Below are 20,753 nucleotides of genomic sequence, written 5' to 3'. Positions count from 1 at the left end.
TAATAACTTCTGTAAACTGGTCACGCTTTGCTTCATCATATGCATTAGAAGTGAAGGCTGTTTCTATTAAGACTATTTGTATTTCGTAATACTGCGAAAATTATTTGGCTTTTCCCCAGGGACCAACTCCCATTGCCAAGTTTAATCATCTTTTGATTTAATACATTAAGAGGATGGTATTACAGCACATACCTCACTCGTAACTAAAATAGTAACAGCCACCGGCTTGTTTCATCCAGTGGCTGTTTAAATAATTCTATTAATTTCCATCTCAAATATATTCACCTCCCGAATTTAACAATCATACAATGTGCTATAAATATAAAGGAGGAATACATATGGGCTTCGGTGGTTTTGGAGGCGGTCGTCATGGCTTTGGGCATTCTGGTTGTATTATTATTATAATTATCCTTTTGTTATTTTTCTGCTGCAATGAAGAAGACTCTTCCACTTGTTGTTAAAACCCTAAACTAATCCACTAAAACTTCAACCTCTTGCCAACCACGCTTACGGTAAGCGTGGTTTGTTTTTATTTAAGAAAATCGTGCCGTGATTGAGACGTTTCAACATATAGCCCTTATGGCCACTCAATATAACCTTAATATTTTTTCTTATTATATATCCGATAATATACAATGCATATAAGTAAGGTTAAACTAACAAAATAAATCTTTATGGTTACAATAGACAATTCTATACCCTCCACTTAATATTCTTTACTATTAAGTATCTTATTATTTTATTAAATTTACCTTTAGTTAGTATAAAAATCACCCGTAATTTCGCATGTGGCTCGCTGTTCGTTCATAAAAGAAAATCCTATTCGGCCGGTCAGTTAATTGTCTTTTAAAATGCATAACCTTTATAACTCGCTCCTTGGGGTATACTGGTTGCAGAATCCATATCGATCCCCCCCTGTATATAATCAAAATGATAAGTTAAAACTAATTTATATTAAATAGTGATTGGAAGTGACTCTTTTGAGTACTAATGTTATTATGTGGTCAATGTTTTTCATTCCTTGGTTATCTCTCTTTTTCCTGAGGAAAGAAGAGGTAAAGCATTGGATGCCTGTTTCCATGTTTGCCATAGTCTTGACTACTATAATTCACGACGTAGGTACTACATTAGGATTTTGGGCCACTCGGGTATCAGTATTTCCTTTTTATCAATTGTTTCCTTACTACTTCGGTACTATGCCAGTATTAACAATATGGATTTTTAAGTTCACCTATGGAGATTTTGGGAAGTATTTAATCTCCAATACAATTCTAGACATTGGGTTTAATTTTTTTCTGCTAAATTACTTTTTACCTAGTATAGGTGTATTCGAGTTTAACCTATTGCCCTTTCTATCATTGCCAATCACTTTAATCCATGCAGTAGTAATTTACGGCTATCAAATGTGGCAGGATGATGTTCTCTTTGATGCTAGGCATATTATCGCTAATAATATACAACCTGCTGCAGCAAAACCTCCTTCTAATCATCAACAAGAGGATGAGGATCTCGACTAGAAAATTTTATTGTTTCTATTTCCCTAGTAAGGAGCAATTTACATGACCTTCTTCTATGTCCGTTTTGTATTATCTTGGGTTTGTTGGGTATTATTTGCTGATAAAAAACGTTGGAAAGAAATATTCCCCGTTTGTATTTTTGCATCATTTTTGAGTTTAATTGCAGACCAAATTGTCTATTTCTATATAACTTATTGGGAGTATTACGGATTTGAGCCTACTATTATAAGAAATCTTATGGATGATTTTGGGGTTTATATGGTTGTTACTTATCTTTTTATTCAGTGGCTGCCTCAAAAACAGACATTCATTCGTATGTTTTCTTATTGGTTTGCTTGGGCCGCCTTAGCTATTACTATAGAATATGTCCATTTGATAACTGGACACATGGCACATTATAACGGATGGTCCTTATGGCATTCTTATGTATCTGATTGGATATTGTATTGGATTTTTTATCAGTATCATAAGATTTTTCAACTAGAAAAATTATCTAAAAAGTGCAATCTCATCTAAGAAAAGAATGATTCTATGACGATAGATGGAAAGGGTCTTCTTTATTTTTTTGGATAGTAACGACGTTGAGTATATTCTTATTTATTCCTAAAGATAAGGTTCGCTTAGCATGTCAATTCTCATTTCCTCAGGAACTAATCTCATAGCATTTCCGATATTTTCCGACAAATTAGTGCACTTTTTCGTAAAATGCGATATAATGTACCTTAAAAAAAGACTGAGAGGTAAAATATAAATGGATATTTCACATTTTGAACATACATACAAAGAAAAAGCTAAAAAAATGTTAATCGCATATGACATATCAAATAAAAACTTCGCCGACTTTATAACAATTAAAAATGTACTTGAAAACGAATTAGGTTGTGTTCCTATCCAACAATCTTCATGGGTTGGGAATATTCAGCAAGAACCAGAAGAAGTTGTTAACAAATTATTAAACACGGTAGAATCTAGTCATATTATAGAAATCAAGAATCGCCTTTTTGTTGGATTACTTTCAGATAATGCAACTTGGTATAATGAACAATGCAACCTTTAAATGTTTAAAATAGCATTCTCCCAATTTAAGCTCTCTCTTTAGAGAGCTTTCTTTTTTATCATCCCGTCTAAAAGTAGCCAGCTTACCCTTACTCGTTATACTTACATTGACTATCACATCCGATTTTGAGTCTAATACTAGTTTCAAGGTTAAATAAAGAATAAACGTAACATGTTGCTATCACCATACATAAAATATACCAAACCTAAAAATATTGGAGGTATAATAATGGGATCCTACAAATCAAGAGGTAACTGTATGACTGGATGTGATTGTATGCCAAGTTGTGAGCCTATGCCTATGTGTGAACCCATGCCTAGGTGTGAAAGAAGGTGTATTGGAACCCATACCACAATGCACAGAATTTATCAGAACTGTTCTTATGAAATCTGCAAAGTCTGTTCTTGCTGCGGCAACGAATATGATGAACGCCGTTATGAGAAATGTCCAATGTGTGGCGCACCAACTTACGGCGCTGTTTCAATGGATGCTCCTATGGACGATCCCCCTCGATTTGGAGGGTTCAGCAGATTTGGTCGATTCGGTGGTTTTGGTGATTTTGGCAGACGCAGATTTAGTGGGTTTGGTGACTTTGATGACTTCGGTAGACGTAGATTTGGATTTTTCCCATTCTTCCCATTTTTCCCATTCTTCCCTTTCCGTCACTTTCGACGGTTTTGACAAAGAATAATTTATTTAAGGTCGTTGGAACCTAATGTTTCAACTAGATGACTACTGGAAAAATCACCAAAAATGTAATCATCTTACGCGGCTTTAAACTTGGCTGTTCTTTTAGAGCAGCCATTTTAAATTTATACCACTCTTATTTCAATTTCTGCCAAAACAACTCCACGTTATTTTCCTAGTTCACACTGTATAAAAATGAATAGGTGAATATGCCTTACATTTAATAAAAAACTAGGGGAAAACTATATTAGGAGGTGATTTTATGGATAAAAAAACTATAATTGATGGCTCATACACACGTTATAGAATGCCTAGTGAAGGAGGTCTTGCAAAGGACCTAGTAAATGGTGATATTGAAAAAGAAGTATCTAAAAAAACGAGTCCTAAAAGTGTTACAGAATCCTACGTCTTCGAACATAATTCTGTCGAGTGATTGTAATAAGGTCAGTCTTATGACTGGCCTTTTAATTATTTAAATTCCGCCCTTACATTTTACTTACCACGTCCCCGCCACATAAGCCTTTTTGCTTTCTTACTGCTCCGCTGCCGAGGCTGCATCAGCAGCACGCCTTTTTTGTCCATCCTTTTCAAATACCTGATTTGTAACCGCCTTCTACTAGGACCCGACACCTCTTAGTAAGATTATTACCACAAACTTCGCCTAGTTTTTCCCAGGAAATAACAGGTATGAAGTCAGCTATTTTGCAATCTCCATAGCCTGTATTTACTGCTACGGTGAAACTAGAAACTGCCTTACCTATTTGGGTATATCATACTTCTGGATCACGGATTAAGCGACAGACTATATCTTTTGTACATAAACACATGCTTCCCTACAAATTAATCAAATGCGTCAGAGTTACCCAACACTCAGTTTTTAGATATTGCAAGTTATTATATTGTTCGCTATTTCTCAAATCCCAGAATTACATTGCAACTATTGGATAAAATAAAGTACAAGGAGGCTAGGACATGACAAATCCCGAACTGATAGCTGCAACCAAAGGTGCTCTATGGAACGAACTTTATACATCCTGGATAACCACAGAACTTTTTTCTTTTACATGGTGGTTTACTGTACTATTTCTTATTACCAGTTATTTCGTTTGGTGGAAACTACTTGATAAATCAAGACTAGTAGAACTGCTCTTATTCGGCTCACTACTAGCAGTGATGTCGGCTGTTATTGACACGGTTGCTGATAACTTATTACTTTGGCAGTACTTAGTGAGGATTTTCCCCTTTACACCTGGCTTTTTCCCATATCATTTGACACTTGCCCCCATCGTCCTTATGGTTGTCTACCAGTATGCGAATACTTGGTCTAAATATCTTATTGGCACAGTGTTCGCAGGAACTATCTATTGTTTTGTTATTGCCCCTCTATTCGTTGCCATAGGTGAGGTACGACTCTTAAACTGGAATCATGGTTATACCTTTATTACCTTTATAACCCGTGCCATGATAGCTCGATGGATAGTTCTTCTTTGCAAACAAATTCAATATACATATGAAGGGCAATCGGAATCTTCGCACCGATTTATTCCAATCTTTCAACCTACAGCAAAACCTATGGCCGACAAGAAAGATGATAAAGAAGATCGGCCTGATAAATGAATAAAGGATAGATTATAAACACCTTATTGACCGCCAATTATATGGCGTGTTCTTTCAACACCTTTCATGTGATAATTTATATAAGCGGACAATATTCTTTACGTTCTCATCCCCACTTGCCGATCCACTGAACGGACATTCTTTTTTAAAATTGATAGTATCGTTAAATAAAGATTTCTTTACCGATTGGATTTATGATACGGAAGCGAATATTTTCAAATTGCCCCCACTGCACTGCTTGTACATAATTTAAGTACCGGAATTACCCGGCTACTCATACTCTGCATTAATCCTCAGGCGTTCCTCAACTGACAGTGAGTTCCAGGCATTCCAGGCATGATGATAAAACTCACGAAGTATCTTTTCCTTCTCCGCTTCTGACATGGGAGGAGGAGCAACTATATGAACGACAGTATTGCCTAGATGATATGTTGCATCATATTTCCGTTCCATAGAACCATCACCTCAACTATATATATGAGGATGATCCCGGGGGACGACCCTAGAAACTGGTCTTTATGATCACTCCTTTAGATTTTTTTTAGTTTATGTTTATATCCACTAATATTTCTTCGCCGTCTTAGCCAGTACGAAATCGGCAGCGGATTGTACGACTTGGGAACTAGCGGAAAACTTTAATATCACAGAAGAGTTTGCGACTTTTCGGAACGGAAAAATATCATGATGCAGCAAAAAGACACAGCACTATTCCATTACTAGGATGAATGGGCTATGTCTTTTATAATATGTTTTTACAAACGTTTGCCTTTGCTTATATTACCCTTTATCTAATCTACTCTCTGCAATACCTACCATAAGACTCACGTAGATGGTTCTGTTGAGTAATTTTTTACTTTTAATAACTTCTCTATATTCATATTGGGAACAGCAATCTGTCCATATCTAGAAATTACCAGTTTTCCCATCTCGAAAAGCAGGGCTGTATTTTGCTAGGTCTGGAGAAACTAAAGAATGGAGGTAATATCTTGGTAGAACTTCTTAAAAATCTAGAGTAAGCGATGCAAAAAAGGAGGAATCCTTATGTCCCAAAATCATATTAAATACGGCGGTGTAGGGTTTAATGCCAAAGTACCAACAACAAAGATAAATCGCTTCGTCAATAACCTGCCTGAGGCGAAAAAACAATCCTTATTTCAAGTAGCGGAAGAACTACAATCAGCAGGAATGATCGAAGAAACTAAAAATTTCACTCATAAGCATAATAAAGGTATCGACTACTTTGTTGAAGAATTCAAATAGCTTCCCGTAAGCCAAGAGATTCCTCTGAGTTTCACCTCTTTAGATAGATAAACAGCACCACTGTCTAAAGGGGTGTTTCATCTCACTAAGAATAAAGCCTCTAACCCCAGTTTCCTAAAATAAAGAGAATCTCATAAACAAAAAAACTCCTACCAACTTAGCAGGAGTTTTTTCGCTATTACTTCTTGATAGGAATCCAAATCTCACATCTGTAATCCGGAGAGTATATATCACCTTTAGGATAGACCTCAAGCTCTGGTGCACAATCATGTTGATATCCTGCAGCAGGCAACCACTCTGTAAATATCCTTCGAGTAAGATCCTGGATCGCTTCAGGCAGTGCTCCGACTGATTCAAATATAGCCCAGGTTGCTGCTGGTATCGTTGTCGAAATATATCCACTGGGAAGAGTTTCTTTGATGTTCTCAATTGCTATCATATAATTAAATTCATCTTTATACTTACCAAAATCCTTACATATACCTAACACGCCACGTTCACCGGCTCTTGAGTAAATCCACTCGTATGATCCATCGTTTATACAATCGTTCCAAAATTGAGGCACCTGTTTGAAATTTTCTCCGTCTACCATAGTTATCCTTCGTTGTTTACCTACTACTATAAAGCTTTCTTTCTCAACAATCTTATAATCCATATTTTTATCTCCTTTTATTGAAATGTGAAAGGAGAGCTTAGGATATGCCTTGAGATTCGCTCCCGGCTCGCGCGCAGCCGAAGGGCTTATTCCATGCATTTTCCCAAAAGCTTTTGTGAATGCTTCAGGCGTCTCATAGCCATACTTATAAGCCACATTAATGATCTTTTCGCCAGATACAATATCCTGAGCAGCAAGTGTGAGCCTTCTTCTGCGTATATATTCAGCTATTGTAATACCAGTAATCATGTGATACATACGCTGAAAGTGAAACGTGGAGGATAAGGCGATTTTCGCCACCTTCTCAATGTCAAGCTTTTCAGTAATGTTATCCTCCAGATACTCTACTGCCTTATTCATTGCATCAAGCCAATTCATCAATCCACCCCTCTCTATTTCTATATTAAATACTTTCTGCTTATCTGTCCTGTCTTTAAATGCTTTCTGATGACAGGTTTGAAAAAACGCTTCTTAACTTCTTTTCCCTAAAAACAAATAAACTCCTACTATAGATTAGAAGGAGTTTTTCTTTAGTATAAATAACAAAGATCCGCGTATCATTGCTAAAGGTGAACTATTTCAAAACTTCTAACTCTAATTTTTACTGCACTACAGTAGGACTTTTTTCCTTTTTATGGAATATTACTATTAAATTAACTTGGAGGTGTTTTATGTTTAATTTTAAATCTGCGACGTTCATCATAGCAATTGTCTTACTTCTTATATCACCAACTGCTTTCGCTACTAGTAGTCAAGACGTTACCCTATTATTAAACCTCGGTAATCAACAACTAAATGACAAACAATACGATGATTCAATCGCTACCTTCTCCCAACTTCTAGAACTCGATTCCACTAATCCAACAGCCTACAATCAACGCGGTTTTGCATATCTAAGAAAAAATAATTATTCCTTAGCCATTAACGATTTTACTAAAGCTATCGAGCTCAATCCACAATATTACCAAGCCTTTGCCCACCGCGGTACGGCTTATTCTCTCGTTGGTCAAAATGAACTGGCACTCACCGATTACGCAACCTCAATTCGGCTTAATCCTGGGTATCCTGTACCATATTTTTCACGCGGCAATTTTTATGTTTATTTAAAGAAATATGACTTAGCAATTGACGACTTTACCAAACTTATCGAAATTACACCAATTTCGATATCGTATTTATATCGGGCTAGGGTCTACTATTTTGAAACTAAACAATATGAACTTGCTCTCGCAGATGTGAATAAAGCAATCGAACTCGACCCTCGAAACATTCGTGCCTATGAAATTCGGAGCTTGGTTAATGGCCGACTAAAGAATTATGATCAAGACATATCCGATTGTTCAACAATTCTTGAACTTGATCCCTCCAACTTTGGGGCTCTAATTAACCGTAGCAACGCTTACGGCCTATTGGGCCAATATGACAATTCCATTACGGACTCTCTAAAAGCCATTCAACTTAACGATAAGATATTAATGGCTCATTTCAATTTGGCCCAAGGATATGAACTTAGCGGACAAAAAGAGGCCGCCCTGAAAGAATACCAAATTTCTCTCAATATTCTCCAATACTATCCCTCTCTTTACACTACAGAACGTCAAAAGGCTCAATCCCGACTAAACGGCGAGTGGAATACTTACAATGAATGGTTATAATTACTGAGAGTTTAAACGGCAACTGGGATTAACTATACTGAGTGGATTTAGTCTCAAATAAGATTTTCCTCACTCTCACAACTACTCTGACATACTCCACTCTAGGCAAAGGTTGAGGCCATTTTTCCGCCGTTACAAAAAATAAATTCCATGTCCCATAAAAAATAACTCCTGCCGACTTGGCAGGAGTTATTTTTTTAGAGGTGATATGGCTCTGCATACCACTTATAATGGCTCTTTAAAGAGTATTTCAAATATACTGGCCTAGTCCGTTAAGTAATGTTAGCTAATTTGTTTTGCCTTTTCCTTGTATACTAGCTCTAGCAATGCATCGACTACTCTTGGATCGAATTGTTGTTTCTTTCCTGCTTGTATTATGCCTAACGCTTGTTTGGGTCTCATTGCCTTACGATATACTCGATCAGAGGTAAGTGCCTCAAAAACGTCCGCAACGGTGAGAATTCTGGCAATCATAGATATCTCCTCATTCTTCTTACCGTTAGGATATCCTTCTCCGTTATAGTGTTCGTGATGGTCTCGAATGGCCTCGCTAACTTTTTGTAGTTGCTTGATATTCTTAATTGCATCGTACCCGATCTGAGGGTGACGCTGTATTATCGAAAACTCAAAATCCGTTAGGCGTCCCGGTTTGTTTAGAATTGATTCAGGTATCCCTATTTTTCCAATGTCATGTAGAATTGCTGCGATACTCAGTTCTTTGAGGTCCTTGTCATTTAATTCCATGATTTTACCAATGGATAAGGCTATACTTTGTACGTTGATACAATGGGCACCTGTTGACGGGTCTCTACTTTCAATAAGGTGGGCCATCGAGGTTACAATATCCATGAGAATCTCTAGATTTTCTCTCTCCAAAGCTACTTCTTGTGTCATATCTATTACTATCTCATAAAGATACTCAATATTTCCATATCGGTCTTTAATCGGAATAACTGTCTGTTTTCCGTATTTTTGTTTACCACCTACCTCGTATGTAAGCTGGGTGCCGCATTCTGGTTTTCCGGATATCAACGCTTTCTGCACAAGGCAATCATAACAAATATCTCCATTTCCTAACACGTCATAACACTTTTTTCCTTTTATGTCACGAGAATGGAAGCCTGTAACTTTACTTACTAATTCGTTCACATCAATAATAGTGAAGTCTTTCTCCAGAGTCATTACAGCGCCCGGCATATACTTAAATAGCGATTTCATCGCATCAGAAGATGCCAGGCTCTCAGGTTGAGTATCCTTCGTTGTTTTTCGATACTCTAAAAAAATAGCATAAGCAATGAACATAAGTAGCAGGAAGCTTACGCTAGGTTGTAATATGAAAAAATTAATCCCTTGGTACTCCGTTAATTCATGTTTAATAGTGCTGAGAATATTAAATGAGATCCCCATAAAACATACTAGCACTGCTATTTTTTTCACCTAATTCCATCACTACCCTTCTCAATCTAGGCTTATGAGTAACAACCTGACAATCATAGTCTCAAGGTCTTAGACCTAGTTCTTATTTATTTCAGCTTTGTTCTCACCAGATTTTCGAACTTTTAAATTCCCCATATTTTATAGATTGGCAAAAGCGAATTTTCTTATTTTTTCTTGGAAATACATAAATCAATATCATGAGTATTAAACTTAAAAAGAATATAGTTATCGGCATTATAAGTTCTTCCAATATAATCACCTCCGCTTTAATTTCTCCCAAGCTAGATTTCATCCCTATGTTCACTCCAGAAAAAACATAGCACTCATCTATACAGACAAGTGCTATTAATTACAATTCATAATCAAATTGGCAACCTGGCAGTCATAGACAATCCGTCCGTAGACCCATGGCTTTGCGTCCCTATCTTTCGACAAGTTTGCTAATATTCTATTCATCAATATCCTTTAATGTATTATTTTGGAATATTATACGTTTTATTGTACCAGTATTCAAATATTTGTCAATGTTTTTTTTAGGACCAATATCCCCAGCAACAGGACATTGGTACTACACATTAAAGGGGTCCACTTTGCAAGGCAGTTCGCTACTAACCATTTTTCGTCCTTAGAGATGATATGGTTCTCCTTAATTAATCGTAAACGCCCCCTATCTGCAACTCTGCAAACAAAATCTTTATAAGCTTTGAAGGATTTTTTCGATTATAATATAAAGTGAATGCTAAATATGTTTGAAGAGATATCACAGCAAGGAAGGTGCTAATGTGAGCAACCAGAATCATAAAGACCTAGAGCCTTCTTGTTTCTATCTCCGTAAATCAAGAGAAGATCAGGAAGCAGAATCCAGAGGTGAAGGCGAAACTCTCGCTAAGCATAAAAAAGCATTATTTAAAACAGCTAAATTATATGGTGTAAATATTTCTAAAGTCTTTGAAGAAGTTGTGTCAGGTGAGAGTATCATCCATCGGCCTGAGATGTTGAGCCTTTTAAAGGAAATTGAAGAAGGAAAATGGAAGTCTGTTTTTTGTATGGATATTGATCGTCTTGGTCGTGGCAAAATGCAAGATCAAGGTTTAATTATAGAAACTTTTAAACAAGCAAAAACTAAGATCGTAACTCCACGTAAAATATATGATTTAAACGATGAATGGGACGAAGAATATACTGAGTTTGAATCCTTCATGGCACGCAAAGAGTTGAAGATCATCACCAGACGCTTACAAAGCGGCCGAATTAGATCCTTGGAAGATGGTAACTACCTTGGCACCGTACCGCCATATGGATACCTAATTGATAAAAAAGACCGCAAGAGATACTTAATTAAGAACCCAGAACAAAGTGAGCCTACGACTTTAATTTGGAAGTTATACAGGATGAACATGGGAACCAATAAGATAGCCAATGAACTGAATGACATGGGATATCTATCTTATACGGGTAAGAAATGGTCTGCCTCATCGATTTTAGCGATTTTAAAGAATCCTGCCTACGCTGGTGTCAATGCATGGAAGAAAGTAGCTTCTAAAAAATCTACCACTCGCATTGGCAGAGAAACAAAATTGCGCCCCAAGGAAGAACAGATTTGGATTTACGATTGTCACGAACCTTATGTCACTCTTGAAGAATTTGAGCAGGTGCAACAAATGCTGTCAAAAAAATATCACCCACCCTATCAGCTTATTAACGGCATTACCAATCCCCTAGCTGGATTAATTAAATGCGATATATGCGGCGGTTCAATGATCTATCGCCCTTATCAGCATCAACAGTACCCTCACCTTATGTGCTATAATCGGCATTGTAGTAATAAAAGCTGCCGCTTTGAATATGTGGAGCAGAAAATAGTAGAGAGCCTGCAGCTATGGCTTAACGAATATCGAGCTCAGTGGGATAATTTTAAGGCTAGTGAACAGGATAATACCATTGACCTCAAAGAGAAAGTATATAAAAACCTCAAAAAGGAATTAAAAGAATTAGAGCTGCAAAAAGACAATTTACATGACTTATTAGAAAAAGGGATTTATAATGCTGATACCTACCTAGAAAGATCAGCAAAAATATCTGAGAAAATTGCTAATACACAAAAAAATATCGACAAGACAGAATTTGCCTTGTCGAATGAGATTCAACATGAGAAAGCTAAAAAGGATATTATTCCTAAGGTTCAACACGTTTTAGAAGTCTATGAAAAATCCAATAACCCTACTGAGAAAAATAATATGTTAAAGTCAGTGCTAGAAAATGTCACCTATCGCAAGGAAAAATGGCAAAAAGGCGATCAATTTACACTAGTGATAAATCCCCGTTTACCCCAGTAATTACGTGGCTTCAATGCCCAATACAGATAAGAATATGATGTAAATTCATTTCCTTCCTTATCCACCCCAATAGGATCGTATAAGCTAACTTCAGCACGCGTGCGACGTGTACTTCTAAGATGCATTAAAATTTCATTTTCAATACATCTAGCTGCGTAGGTTGCTAAGCGAATTTTTTTCGCTACATCAAAAGTATTAATCGCTTTTATTAGCCCGATTGTGCCGATTGAAATTAAATCATCAATATCTTCACCCGTATTATCAAATTTTTTAACAATGTGTGCTACTAATCTTAGATTTCTCTCGATTAATATGCTTTTCGCATTTTCATCTCCGTTTTTTAGCCGTTCCAAGTATATTTGTTCTTCCTTTTCTGAAAGAGGTAAGGGAAAAGTATTATTGGTTACGTAAGAAACCAGTAGGGAAAGGCCATTCACAATAGAGACTGCTAATGCCGCAAAAAAAGACACCACAACATTCACCCCCGCAAATCACTTGCTTCATTGTATGGTATAACATCTCTTCATGTGCCTGTTAATTTTTGTATATCATAGATCTTTTTGAAAATCCCCTTAAACTTCCAATTCTTACTCGTATTTTTTCCTCTCGTTCAATGAATGTATAACTCTACTGAATTCAGATATTGATGAAAGAGTACTGACTTTTTTAATAATAGACTTGCGTCTTTCTAGCACGTAGCATATAATCGCAAAAGGAGAGTGATATCATGGAACAATATGCTGGTGATTTCCAACTACTAATTGCCTGTATTCTTATTCTGGTCTACGTAATATGGGAAAGATTATTTCCAGATTGATAAGTTTTCCATAAGTTAAACTGCATCATAATCCGTAACGTAATTAATCACATCACTTATCACCTTACCAATGCAATTACTAAGTTTTATAACAATCGATAATGAGGCACTCTGTAAATCTAAATATCCCATATAGCCTCCCGCGTTTACTACACCAATAATCGAAATGGTGCCGATATAAGGTAATTTATTGCCAACAGCAATACCAGCCTCTATACCTCCCTCCCATATTTCCATATTGCCAATTTCATTATTTTTACCTAAACATGCGTCAACAGCAATAATAATAGGCTGATGATGCTTTTTTTCTATACTCTGAATTACTTCTACTAAATTTCCTGCATGAACAGGATTATCCAAGCTACCATAAACAATGCTTTTTGTGTTTTCTAGCAAATAAGAGCCCACTAAGGGACCAAGAGCGTCGCCAATATATCTATCCGATCCAATACATAAAATAATGATTTTTCTATTATTCAGTTCTTTCTGTTGTTTTAATAAATACAATAAATACGGATGCATTTTGTTATAAGCCACAGCATCATTTATATTAGTAACTAATTTTTCAGCGACAATCTTCTTCATTTTATGATCTCCTTTTATAATATTACCAATAATATCTATGCACCCTTCCTACAAAGAATACTTGATTCTGTCGAAGCACCTTGCTCCTAGCCAACCCATACTGCACCAAAAAACCGCCTTGCAATATTTGCAAAGGCGGTTTCCTATAAAAATTCTTTGTTTTAGAATCATAGCTAGTAACATACATTATATTGCAACTTGAAGATGGAGGTAATGCAATGTATGTTATGCTACTATTGAGTCTAATCGGTACCACACTGTTATTGGGTGGTATTTACTTCATGCGTCTTGGTCTACAAAAACTATTATGGACTAAATTACAATCACTCTTAAGCCAACTAACTAAAACTCCTTTGCGTGGTTTATTTGTAGGTATGTTTGCCGCTGCGATTATGCAAAGCAGTACTGCAGTTTCATTATTAACTATAGGCTTGGTCCATGCAGAGTATTTATCTTTTTATCAAGGCTTAGGGATTATTCTAGGAGCAAATATTGGCACATGTTCCACAGTACAATTGATGACTATCACAATACCAGAGCAAGTTATCTTACCATTATTTCTATTTACTTTATTACTTACAATCATATTTAAAAAACTTCGCTACCTGGGTATGGCAGCTTCAGGATTACTTAGTATGTTTATTGGCATGAGTATTTTATCAGAAGCCTTAAGCAGTCTTTCAGAATTTACAACTGTTGTTAGTTATTTGCTTGCCGCCAAAGAAAATTGTATTTATGGAATCTTTGGTGGAATGATCATTACTCTTTTATTTCAATCTAGCAGCGCCGCCACAGGTGTATTAATGGTCCTGGCTAACGACGGGATTATCGATCTAACAACAGCTACTTATGTAGTCTACGGCAACAATATTGGATCCTGTTTATCTTCCATTATTGTAGCATTAACAGCATCTTTATCAGCTAAACGTCTCGCTGCAGCCCATATCCTTCTTAATGTATTAGGTGTTTTTATTTTCTTACCATTTACAAATTTACTAGTGAAAATAGCCACCTATCTCACAGCAGACTTTGCTGGACAGGTGGCCATAGTACATACACTATTTAATATTATTTCTTCTGTGGCTGTATTACCAATACTACGCCAATACGCAAATCTAGTTATGTTATTGGTTCCCAAAAGAAGATGAAGTACCTACATCTTGTCTTTCCTTCCGATTCATACTCATTCTTACAATCGATATAAAAATATATTCCAAAACGGCAGTCATTACAATGGTACCACCGGGAGCAATATCCAAATAAAAAGAAGATGTTAGACCAATGAGTACAGATATTATAGAAAATACTACTGCCCATCCCATGGTAGCCTTAAATCCCACTCTGAGCAGATGAGCTGTTGCCACGGGTATTATCATTAACGCACTGACAAGTAAGATACCAACTATCGTCATGCCAACGACAACGACTAAAGCTGTCAATATGCTAAACAGCATATTAATCATTCCCGTATTAATCCCTGCAACCTTTGCAATATCTTCATCTAAGGCCATTAACACAAGCTTATCAAATAAAAAATAAACAATAGCTAATACTAGAGTTCCAGAACAAGCTATTGTTATCACATCAACAAGAGATACGGTAATAATACTCCCAAACAAAAAGCTTAATAATCCAGAACTGGGCATACGAGTCATCGTACTAAAAATAATAGCCATAGCCGCGCCCGCATAAAAGAATATTGCTAATCCCATATCAGCAAATTCCATATGGCGCCTACGAACTAGTTCAATCCCCACTGCACCCGCTATGGTCATAATCAAAGCTCCAACTACTGGATATAATCCTACCATATAGCCGCCTGTTACACCAGCAAAAGCAATATGTCCTAAGCCATCACCAATTAGAGATTGACGACGCACCACTACAAAACTTCCGATAAGTGGGCAAACAATCCCCGTTATGAGACCTGCCAATAGTGCCCTTTGAATAAAATCATACTGAAAAAATTCCATCATTTCACCTCATCACCCTGTATAATACCACAAATGCCGAGCCTGAGCATGAGTAGCTTCAAACTCTTCACTACTACCATAGAAACATAGTTTTCGATTGATACATGCTACTTTATTAGCCCATGATACCGCTTTTTCAATATCATGAGAAACCATAACTACTGTAATACCTAGATTTTTATTTAAAGTACCTAAGAGCTCGTAGATTTTTGCACTTGCTTCATAATCAATTCCGCTAGTGGGTTCATCTAATAATAGTAACTCTGGATTCGCTGCCAAAGCCATTGCCACCATAACCCTCTGTTGCTGCCCGCCTGAAAGCTCACCAATACGCCGATCGCGTAAGTTCTCTGCCCCCACCAACTCTAACATATGGCTAGTAATGTGCTTGGCAGCCTGATGATTATTCCGAGTAGCTGCTGAACCTAACGTTAATCCCAGTGCTACGACCTCTTTCACAGTTGCTGGAAATCCCATTATATTCTTTCCATAATTTTGCGGTACATAACCAATTAAGCCATGTCCTTTTGCGGTAAGTAAATCTTTTCCACCGATACTTACCTCTCCACGGTTGGGTTTTAAAAGTCCGGCTGTAACTCTAAGCATCGTACTTTTACCAGCTCCGTTTGGACCAACTACAGCAACAAAATCCCCTTTTGAAACCGTTAGAGATATATTTTCTAACGCAACCGTATTATTATAAGAAAAATTAATATCTACTAGTTTTACTTCACACATTTTCTATTCTCCTCACAGACTTTTACAATCCGTACATAGACCTAGTAATTCAACATTATGACGAATTAATTCATATCCATTCATCCTGAGCATTTCAATAAATTCTTGATTAATTGGACAATAATCAATACAAACCGCCTGCCCACACTTTACACAAACAACATGATGATGGTGATTGGCGTGAGCCAATTCATATCGTGTACTCTCTTTTCCCGTTCCGGAAATTGGTATAAGAATCCCCATCTCTGTTAACATACTAATATTTCGATAAATTGTGTCTAGCCCAATGTCGCTATATTCTTGACGCACTAAATTCCAGATTTCAGCTGCCGTTAACAATCCTGCCGTATGTACAATTTTTTCTATAATAACGCGCCGCTGAGGCGTAATTCGAAATCCTTTGTCTTTTAATTGTTTCATTACTTCATATATCATTTTATATTTTTCCTTTAAATAAGTAATAACATTCTTATTAGCAACATAAAAATAAGTAAAGAGTGCAAAGCCCTTGGCGAGTATCACTACCCGCCCTACTTTTTATGCCTGCAGCTCTTCATTAAATACGGCCTTAGCATACACTCCGCCTCGTTCTATAAGTTCTGCGTGTGTTCCTGCTTCTGTAATTCTGCCATTCATTAAACAAATCACTTTATCTGAATCTAATAAACTAGACAATCGATGGGTAATTAGAAACGTTGTACGATTTTCACTAACTTTGCGTATGGACTCCATAACCAATTTCTCAGCCTCTGTATCAAGAGCTGCTGTTGGTTCATCCAATAATAAAATTGGTGGTTCAACAATAATGGCACGAGCAATTGCAATACGCTGCCGCTGTCCCCCGGATACATTATTACCCAATTCACCAACAATATAATCATAACCACCAGGCAAATTCATTATAAAATCATGGGCATTCGCTAATTTTGCTGCTTTTTTTACTTCATCGAAGGTAGCATTTGGTCGTCCATATCGAATGTTCTCTAAAATACTTATATTAAATAAAATCGGTTGTTGTTGAATAAATCCGATCTGTTTACGTAAAAAACTCATCTTTATCTCTTTTATATTAAGATCATCCAATAAAATAACCCCGGAAATAGGATCATAAAAACGTAGGAGCAAATTCGCAAAAGATGATTTTCCGGCACCACTTGGTCCTACAATGGCCACCATATCACCTGGACGTATTATAAAATTAATTCCCCTTAAGGTCCCTAGTTCTGGGAGATATTCAAAATTTACATCTCTAAATTCAACCTTTCCCATAACGTTATCAATTTCTTGTTTTCCGTCAAACACTACCTTCGTTTCTCTTTCCAAACTACTAACCCTTTGCCAAGCAACAATGCCTAACTTCATACTAGAAACAGCTTCACTAATCTTTCTGATAGGCGTTGGAATATTAATAATATATACCAAAAAAGCAAACATGCCGCCTATGGTTAACTTATCATTAATTACTTCTCGACCACCATACCATATAATTCCCGTCAGGCCGATGGACGCTAGGAATTCTACTAAAGCAATTAAAATAGCCCTTAATCGCTGTACTTTAATAAAATCACCAGCTGCCTTACGCATATGCAAGCAAAATTTTTGTGATTCATACTCTTCTCGCACATAGCTTTGTACCACTTTTATCGATAATAATGCCTGATGCAATATGCTAGTCACTTCACCCAAAGTTTCTTCTACCAATTTGCCTAATCCACTAATTTTTTCATTAAAAAAGCTAGTAGCAAGAATAATAAAGGGCAAAGTAGCAAAGGTCACTAATGCCAGTTGCCAATCAAAGTAAATCATAATCATTAGGATAGCAATTAAATTAAGTGACTCCACTAACAAATCAGGTACCGCTACCGAAACAGATTGTTGAATTAGCCCTAGGTCATTCGTAAATAAAGAAATAATTTCGCCAGTTGGGGTATTAACAAAATATGCATAATCTAATTGTTGTAATCGTTCAAACATTCGCTGTCGCAGTTTCGCCAACATCAGATTACCCGCTTTGGCTATCTTTTGTCCATAAATATAAGAAAATATCCCCCGTAATAAATATAATCCAATGACACCTGCTATAATCAGATGTAAAAATTCCTCATCCCCACCAATTAATGCATCATCAATTAAAAACTTTATAACTAAGGGGGCCAATAAACCTGCAATACTGGCAATGATAAAGCATATCAATGCCAACAATACCATCGCCCAATGCGGTACTATAAATTTTTTCCAATATAATTTAAACATACAAGCCTCCGTGCTTAATAGAGGCAACTCTCTGGTGCCCAATTATACAAATGCTTATTTACTATTAAAATAAAAAGCCTTTAGTATAGTATAACTTATTTAATGATAAATATATATAAGATAAACATATAAAAACTAGGCCTCCCACCAAAGTATTGCACCGGCAGAGCCTAGTTTGGTTATATTGTGTTCCTGTAATACTAAAAATAAAAGCAAGGAGGCGTACTAGCCTCCCCCTACACTGCATTATAGCACCCGACGCGCTCCTAGGTAACGTGCTCCCCAGTAACCACTATCCAATCGATCAATTACTACTCCGCGACTTGAAGTAGCGCTAATAAACTGCCCATTGCCCACATAAATACCAGAATGGGAAGCACCAGCTTCATAGGTAGTAAAAAACACAGTGTCTCCTGGTTGTAGGCGACTGTAGGATACAGGTTGCCCAACTTCATACTGTTCATCAGCAGCTCTTGGCAAATAAACACCAGCTTGCGCGAATACATAGCGAGTAAAACCCGAACAATCAAAACCATTCGGTGTAGTCCCACCAAAAACATAAGGTACACCTTGATAACGCAATGCTGTCTGTATTACCCGCCTAGTTGCAGCACTAGAACTATCACGACTAACTGACATCTCTCTGCCCATGATCGCACGGTATGTTTGCATACCAATCACTCCATCAGCGTCTAGACCTCTGTCTCTTTGAAAGTTTTTTACTGCCTTAACTGTTACTTCACCAAAATCCCCATCTGGGCTACCAGCATTATACCCAAGTGCATTTAATTGTGCTTGAATACTAGCTATGTCATCACCCTGATCGCCTTGATGGTAAGCAGCTGCCGCGCAGGTTATGGTTCCTGCACTAACTAAAAATAGCAACAACACCACGACTCGAAAAAATTTAGTCAATATACATACCCCTCTCACTAGCCTCCGAGGTTAGCTGACGGGTTAGGGTTGAGATCCCCCTACCTCTAGGCAAATAAAACTCAGCCAAAAGGTTTCACCCCAAAACTTTGGTTCCCCCGGTCCTGTGCATTGATTAGGCTTTTATAAAACTGCACATTTTTTACTATTCGCTTTTTAAGTGAATATTCCTGCCATACATCTCATTATTTTACAATTAATATTCTCTTTTACAAGTTTGGTATGAATTATCCACTTTTAGCAAAATCATAATTTCATTTATTCTTTTTGTTGTTGCTTCAATTCTACACGCAACAAATACAAGGGACGTTGCTTTACTTCTTCAAATATGCGCCCTACATATTCCCCAATAATACCTAGCCCTAACAATTGTAATCCACCTAAGAATAATATACTTGCAGAAATAGTCGCCCACCCTGGTACTGCCTCTAGAGTAAACAACTTAATATATACAACATGCATTGTCACAGCAAAACTAATCAGCGCAAATAACAATCCCATAAAAAAGGCAAAACGTAAAGGTAATTTAGAATAAGCAGTAATTCCATCAAGAGCAAAATGCATCATTTTTCGCAGAGAGAATTTAGATGTACCAGCAAAACGTTTCGGCGCAACAAACTCTACCAATGCTTGCCGATAACCGATTGCTCCGATCATACCCCGAATAAAGCGAGCCCTTTCTTTGTAACGGCGAAAACTTTGTACAACAGCTTTATCTAATAAACGAAAATCCGAGCCACCTTCTTGAATATGCACTTTAGACATAGCATTAATTAACTTATAAAATAGACCAGAAGTAACAGACTTAAACCAGGAAACTCCTTCGGTACTAATTCTTATCGTTTGAACTACCTCAAATCCCTCTTCCCATTTTGCCAAAAGAACTGGCAACATTTCAGGTGGATGTTGCATATCTCCATCCATTGTAATAACTCCATCGCCATCAGCATGATCAAGACCACAAGTCAAAGCTAATTGATGTCCATAATTTCGCGCCATAATCAATCCTCTAACCCTGCTGTCTTGCTGCGATATTTTCTCTAATAGCAGGGGTGTCGCATCACTTGAACCATCATCGACAAAAAGTAATTCAAACTTATAAGGTAATGACTCCATATGTTTACAAACTTCCTGGTAAAAAAATTCAATATTCTCTTCTTCATTATATACAGGTACAACAATCGAGATGAATTTCATTATTTTCTCCTCTATTCCTAACTTGTCCTAACTTTA

At 36.8% G+C, this 20,753-nt stretch carries 23 protein-coding genes and 2 riboswitches; of the genes, 11 read left to right on the top strand and 12 right to left on the bottom strand.

Annotated features, from left to right (window positions below; genetic code table 11):
- The first annotated feature begins 338 nt into the window (after positions 1–338).
- From QSJ81_RS18415 to QSJ81_RS18390, 6 genes are all read left to right on the top strand, one after another.
- A complete protein-coding gene (locus QSJ81_RS18415; RefSeq protein WP_285718794.1) occupies positions 339–461 on the top strand; it encodes a hypothetical protein in 123 nt (40 codons plus the stop codon).
- Between the two features lie 519 nt (positions 462–980).
- Entirely contained in the window at positions 981–1,517 is a 537-nt protein-coding gene (locus tag QSJ81_RS18410; RefSeq protein ID WP_285718793.1) for a hypothetical protein, read from the top strand.
- Between the two features lie 42 nt (positions 1,518–1,559).
- Complete coding sequence (locus tag QSJ81_RS18405) at positions 1,560–2,033, top strand: CBO0543 family protein (RefSeq protein WP_285718792.1); 474 nt, start codon at positions 1,560–1,562, stop codon at positions 2,031–2,033.
- 235 nt (positions 2,034–2,268) lie between these two features.
- On the top strand, positions 2,269–2,574 hold the full coding sequence (locus tag QSJ81_RS18400; RefSeq protein WP_285718791.1) for a hypothetical protein: 306 nt from the start codon (positions 2,269–2,271) through the stop codon (positions 2,572–2,574).
- A 304-nt stretch (positions 2,575–2,878) separates the two neighbouring features.
- On the top strand, positions 2,879–3,265 hold the full coding sequence (locus QSJ81_RS18395; RefSeq protein WP_285718790.1) for a hypothetical protein: 387 nt from the start codon (positions 2,879–2,881) through the stop codon (positions 3,263–3,265).
- A gap of 258 nt (positions 3,266–3,523) precedes the next feature.
- On the top strand, positions 3,524–3,694 hold the full coding sequence (locus tag QSJ81_RS18390) for a hypothetical protein (protein WP_285718789.1): 171 nt from the start codon (positions 3,524–3,526) through the stop codon (positions 3,692–3,694).
- A 154-nt stretch (positions 3,695–3,848) separates the two neighbouring features.
- Here QSJ81_RS18390 and QSJ81_RS18385 read toward each other — a convergent pair whose 3' ends face one another.
- A complete protein-coding gene (locus QSJ81_RS18385) occupies positions 3,849–4,022 on the bottom strand; it encodes a single-stranded DNA-binding protein (protein ID WP_502929669.1) in 174 nt (57 codons plus the stop codon).
- 211 nt (positions 4,023–4,233) lie between these two features.
- Between QSJ81_RS18385 and QSJ81_RS18380 the strand changes: the two genes are divergently transcribed.
- Entirely contained in the window at positions 4,234–4,878 is a 645-nt protein-coding gene (locus QSJ81_RS18380) for a CBO0543 family protein (RefSeq protein ID WP_285718788.1), read from the top strand.
- 270 nt (positions 4,879–5,148) lie between these two features.
- Here the strand turns inward: QSJ81_RS18380 and QSJ81_RS18375 are convergent, their stop codons facing one another.
- Complete coding sequence (locus QSJ81_RS18375) at positions 5,149–5,331, bottom strand: hypothetical protein (protein ID WP_285718787.1); 183 nt, start codon at positions 5,329–5,331, stop codon at positions 5,149–5,151.
- A 588-nt stretch (positions 5,332–5,919) separates the two neighbouring features.
- On the opposite strand from QSJ81_RS18375, the gene QSJ81_RS18370 reads away from it, so the two are divergent.
- Positions 5,920–6,138, top strand: a complete 219-nt coding sequence (locus QSJ81_RS18370) for a hypothetical protein (RefSeq protein WP_285718786.1) — start codon at positions 5,920–5,922, stop codon at positions 6,136–6,138.
- Positions 6,139–6,316: 178 nt separating this feature from the next.
- Here the strand turns inward: QSJ81_RS18370 and QSJ81_RS18365 are convergent, their stop codons facing one another.
- Positions 6,317–7,171, bottom strand: coding sequence for an AraC family transcriptional regulator (locus QSJ81_RS18365; protein ID WP_285718785.1), 855 nt, complete (start codon positions 7,169–7,171; stop codon positions 6,317–6,319).
- Between the two features lie 293 nt (positions 7,172–7,464).
- Here QSJ81_RS18365 and QSJ81_RS18360 point away from each other — a divergent pair, with 293 nt between their 5' ends.
- Positions 7,465–8,448, top strand: a complete 984-nt coding sequence (locus QSJ81_RS18360) for a tetratricopeptide repeat protein (protein WP_285718784.1) — start codon at positions 7,465–7,467, stop codon at positions 8,446–8,448.
- Between the two features lie 282 nt (positions 8,449–8,730).
- Here the strand turns inward: QSJ81_RS18360 and QSJ81_RS18355 are convergent, their stop codons facing one another.
- Positions 8,731–9,885: an HD domain-containing phosphohydrolase gene (locus QSJ81_RS18355; RefSeq protein WP_285718783.1), complete on the bottom strand. Its 1,155-nt coding sequence runs from the start codon at positions 9,883–9,885 to the stop codon at positions 8,731–8,733.
- A gap of 366 nt (positions 9,886–10,251) precedes the next feature.
- Positions 10,252–10,337, bottom strand: a riboswitch (cyclic di-GMP riboswitch).
- Between the two features lie 330 nt (positions 10,338–10,667).
- Here QSJ81_RS18355 and QSJ81_RS18350 point away from each other — a divergent pair.
- Positions 10,668–12,221 carry a recombinase family protein gene (locus tag QSJ81_RS18350; protein ID WP_285718782.1) on the top strand — a complete coding sequence of 518 codons (1,554 nt, stop codon included), beginning with the start codon at positions 10,668–10,670 and terminating at the stop codon, positions 12,219–12,221.
- On the opposite strand, the gene QSJ81_RS18345 is transcribed toward QSJ81_RS18350, so the two are convergent.
- Positions 12,182–12,694 carry a sigma-70 family RNA polymerase sigma factor gene (locus tag QSJ81_RS18345; protein WP_285718781.1) on the bottom strand — a complete coding sequence of 171 codons (513 nt, stop codon included), beginning with the start codon at positions 12,692–12,694 and terminating at the stop codon, positions 12,182–12,184. The two genes, QSJ81_RS18350 and QSJ81_RS18345, sit on opposite strands and share 40 nt — an antisense overlap.
- A gap of 359 nt (positions 12,695–13,053) precedes the next feature.
- On the bottom strand, positions 13,054–13,623 hold the full coding sequence (gene yyaC, locus QSJ81_RS18340) for a spore protease YyaC (protein ID WP_285718780.1): 570 nt from the start codon (positions 13,621–13,623) through the stop codon (positions 13,054–13,056).
- A gap of 218 nt (positions 13,624–13,841) precedes the next feature.
- Here yyaC and QSJ81_RS18335 point away from each other — a divergent pair, with 218 nt between their 5' ends.
- Positions 13,842–14,771 (top strand): Na/Pi cotransporter family protein, encoded by a 930-nt coding sequence (locus tag QSJ81_RS18335; RefSeq protein WP_285718779.1) that lies wholly within the window; start codon positions 13,842–13,844, stop codon positions 14,769–14,771.
- Here QSJ81_RS18335 and QSJ81_RS18330 read toward each other — a convergent pair.
- The 6 genes from QSJ81_RS18330 to QSJ81_RS18305 form a co-directional block, all read right to left on the bottom strand.
- Positions 14,748–15,599, bottom strand: a complete 852-nt coding sequence (locus tag QSJ81_RS18330; RefSeq protein ID WP_285718778.1) for a metal ABC transporter permease — start codon at positions 15,597–15,599, stop codon at positions 14,748–14,750. The two genes, QSJ81_RS18335 and QSJ81_RS18330, sit on opposite strands and share 24 nt — an antisense overlap.
- A gap of 9 nt (positions 15,600–15,608) precedes the next feature.
- A complete protein-coding gene (locus tag QSJ81_RS18325; protein WP_285718777.1) occupies positions 15,609–16,334 on the bottom strand; it encodes a metal ABC transporter ATP-binding protein in 726 nt (241 codons plus the stop codon).
- A gap of 12 nt (positions 16,335–16,346) precedes the next feature.
- A complete protein-coding gene (locus tag QSJ81_RS18320) occupies positions 16,347–16,856 on the bottom strand; it encodes a Fur family transcriptional regulator (protein WP_285718776.1) in 510 nt (169 codons plus the stop codon).
- Between the two features lie 15 nt (positions 16,857–16,871).
- Complete coding sequence (locus QSJ81_RS18315; protein WP_285718775.1) at positions 16,872–18,587, bottom strand: ABC transporter ATP-binding protein; 1,716 nt, start codon at positions 18,585–18,587, stop codon at positions 16,872–16,874.
- 246 nt (positions 18,588–18,833) lie between these two features.
- Positions 18,834–19,502 carry a C40 family peptidase gene (locus QSJ81_RS18310; protein WP_285718774.1) on the bottom strand — a complete coding sequence of 223 codons (669 nt, stop codon included), beginning with the start codon at positions 19,500–19,502 and terminating at the stop codon, positions 18,834–18,836.
- A gap of 4 nt (positions 19,503–19,506) precedes the next feature.
- A riboswitch (cyclic di-AMP (ydaO/yuaA leader) is annotated at positions 19,507–19,652 on the bottom strand.
- A 126-nt stretch (positions 19,653–19,778) separates the two neighbouring features.
- The gene (locus tag QSJ81_RS18305) at positions 19,779–20,717 is read right to left on the bottom strand and encodes a glycosyltransferase family 2 protein (protein WP_285718773.1); all 939 of its coding nucleotides are present in this window, start codon (positions 20,715–20,717) and stop codon (positions 19,779–19,781) included.
- Positions 20,718–20,753: the final 36 nt, after the last annotated feature.

This window comes from Pelosinus sp. IPA-1, assembly GCF_030269905.1.
In the GTDB taxonomy this organism is placed as follows: Bacteria; Bacillota; Negativicutes; order DSM-13327; family DSM-13327; genus Pelosinus.
This window is presented reverse-complemented; position numbering and strand designations above follow the sequence as displayed.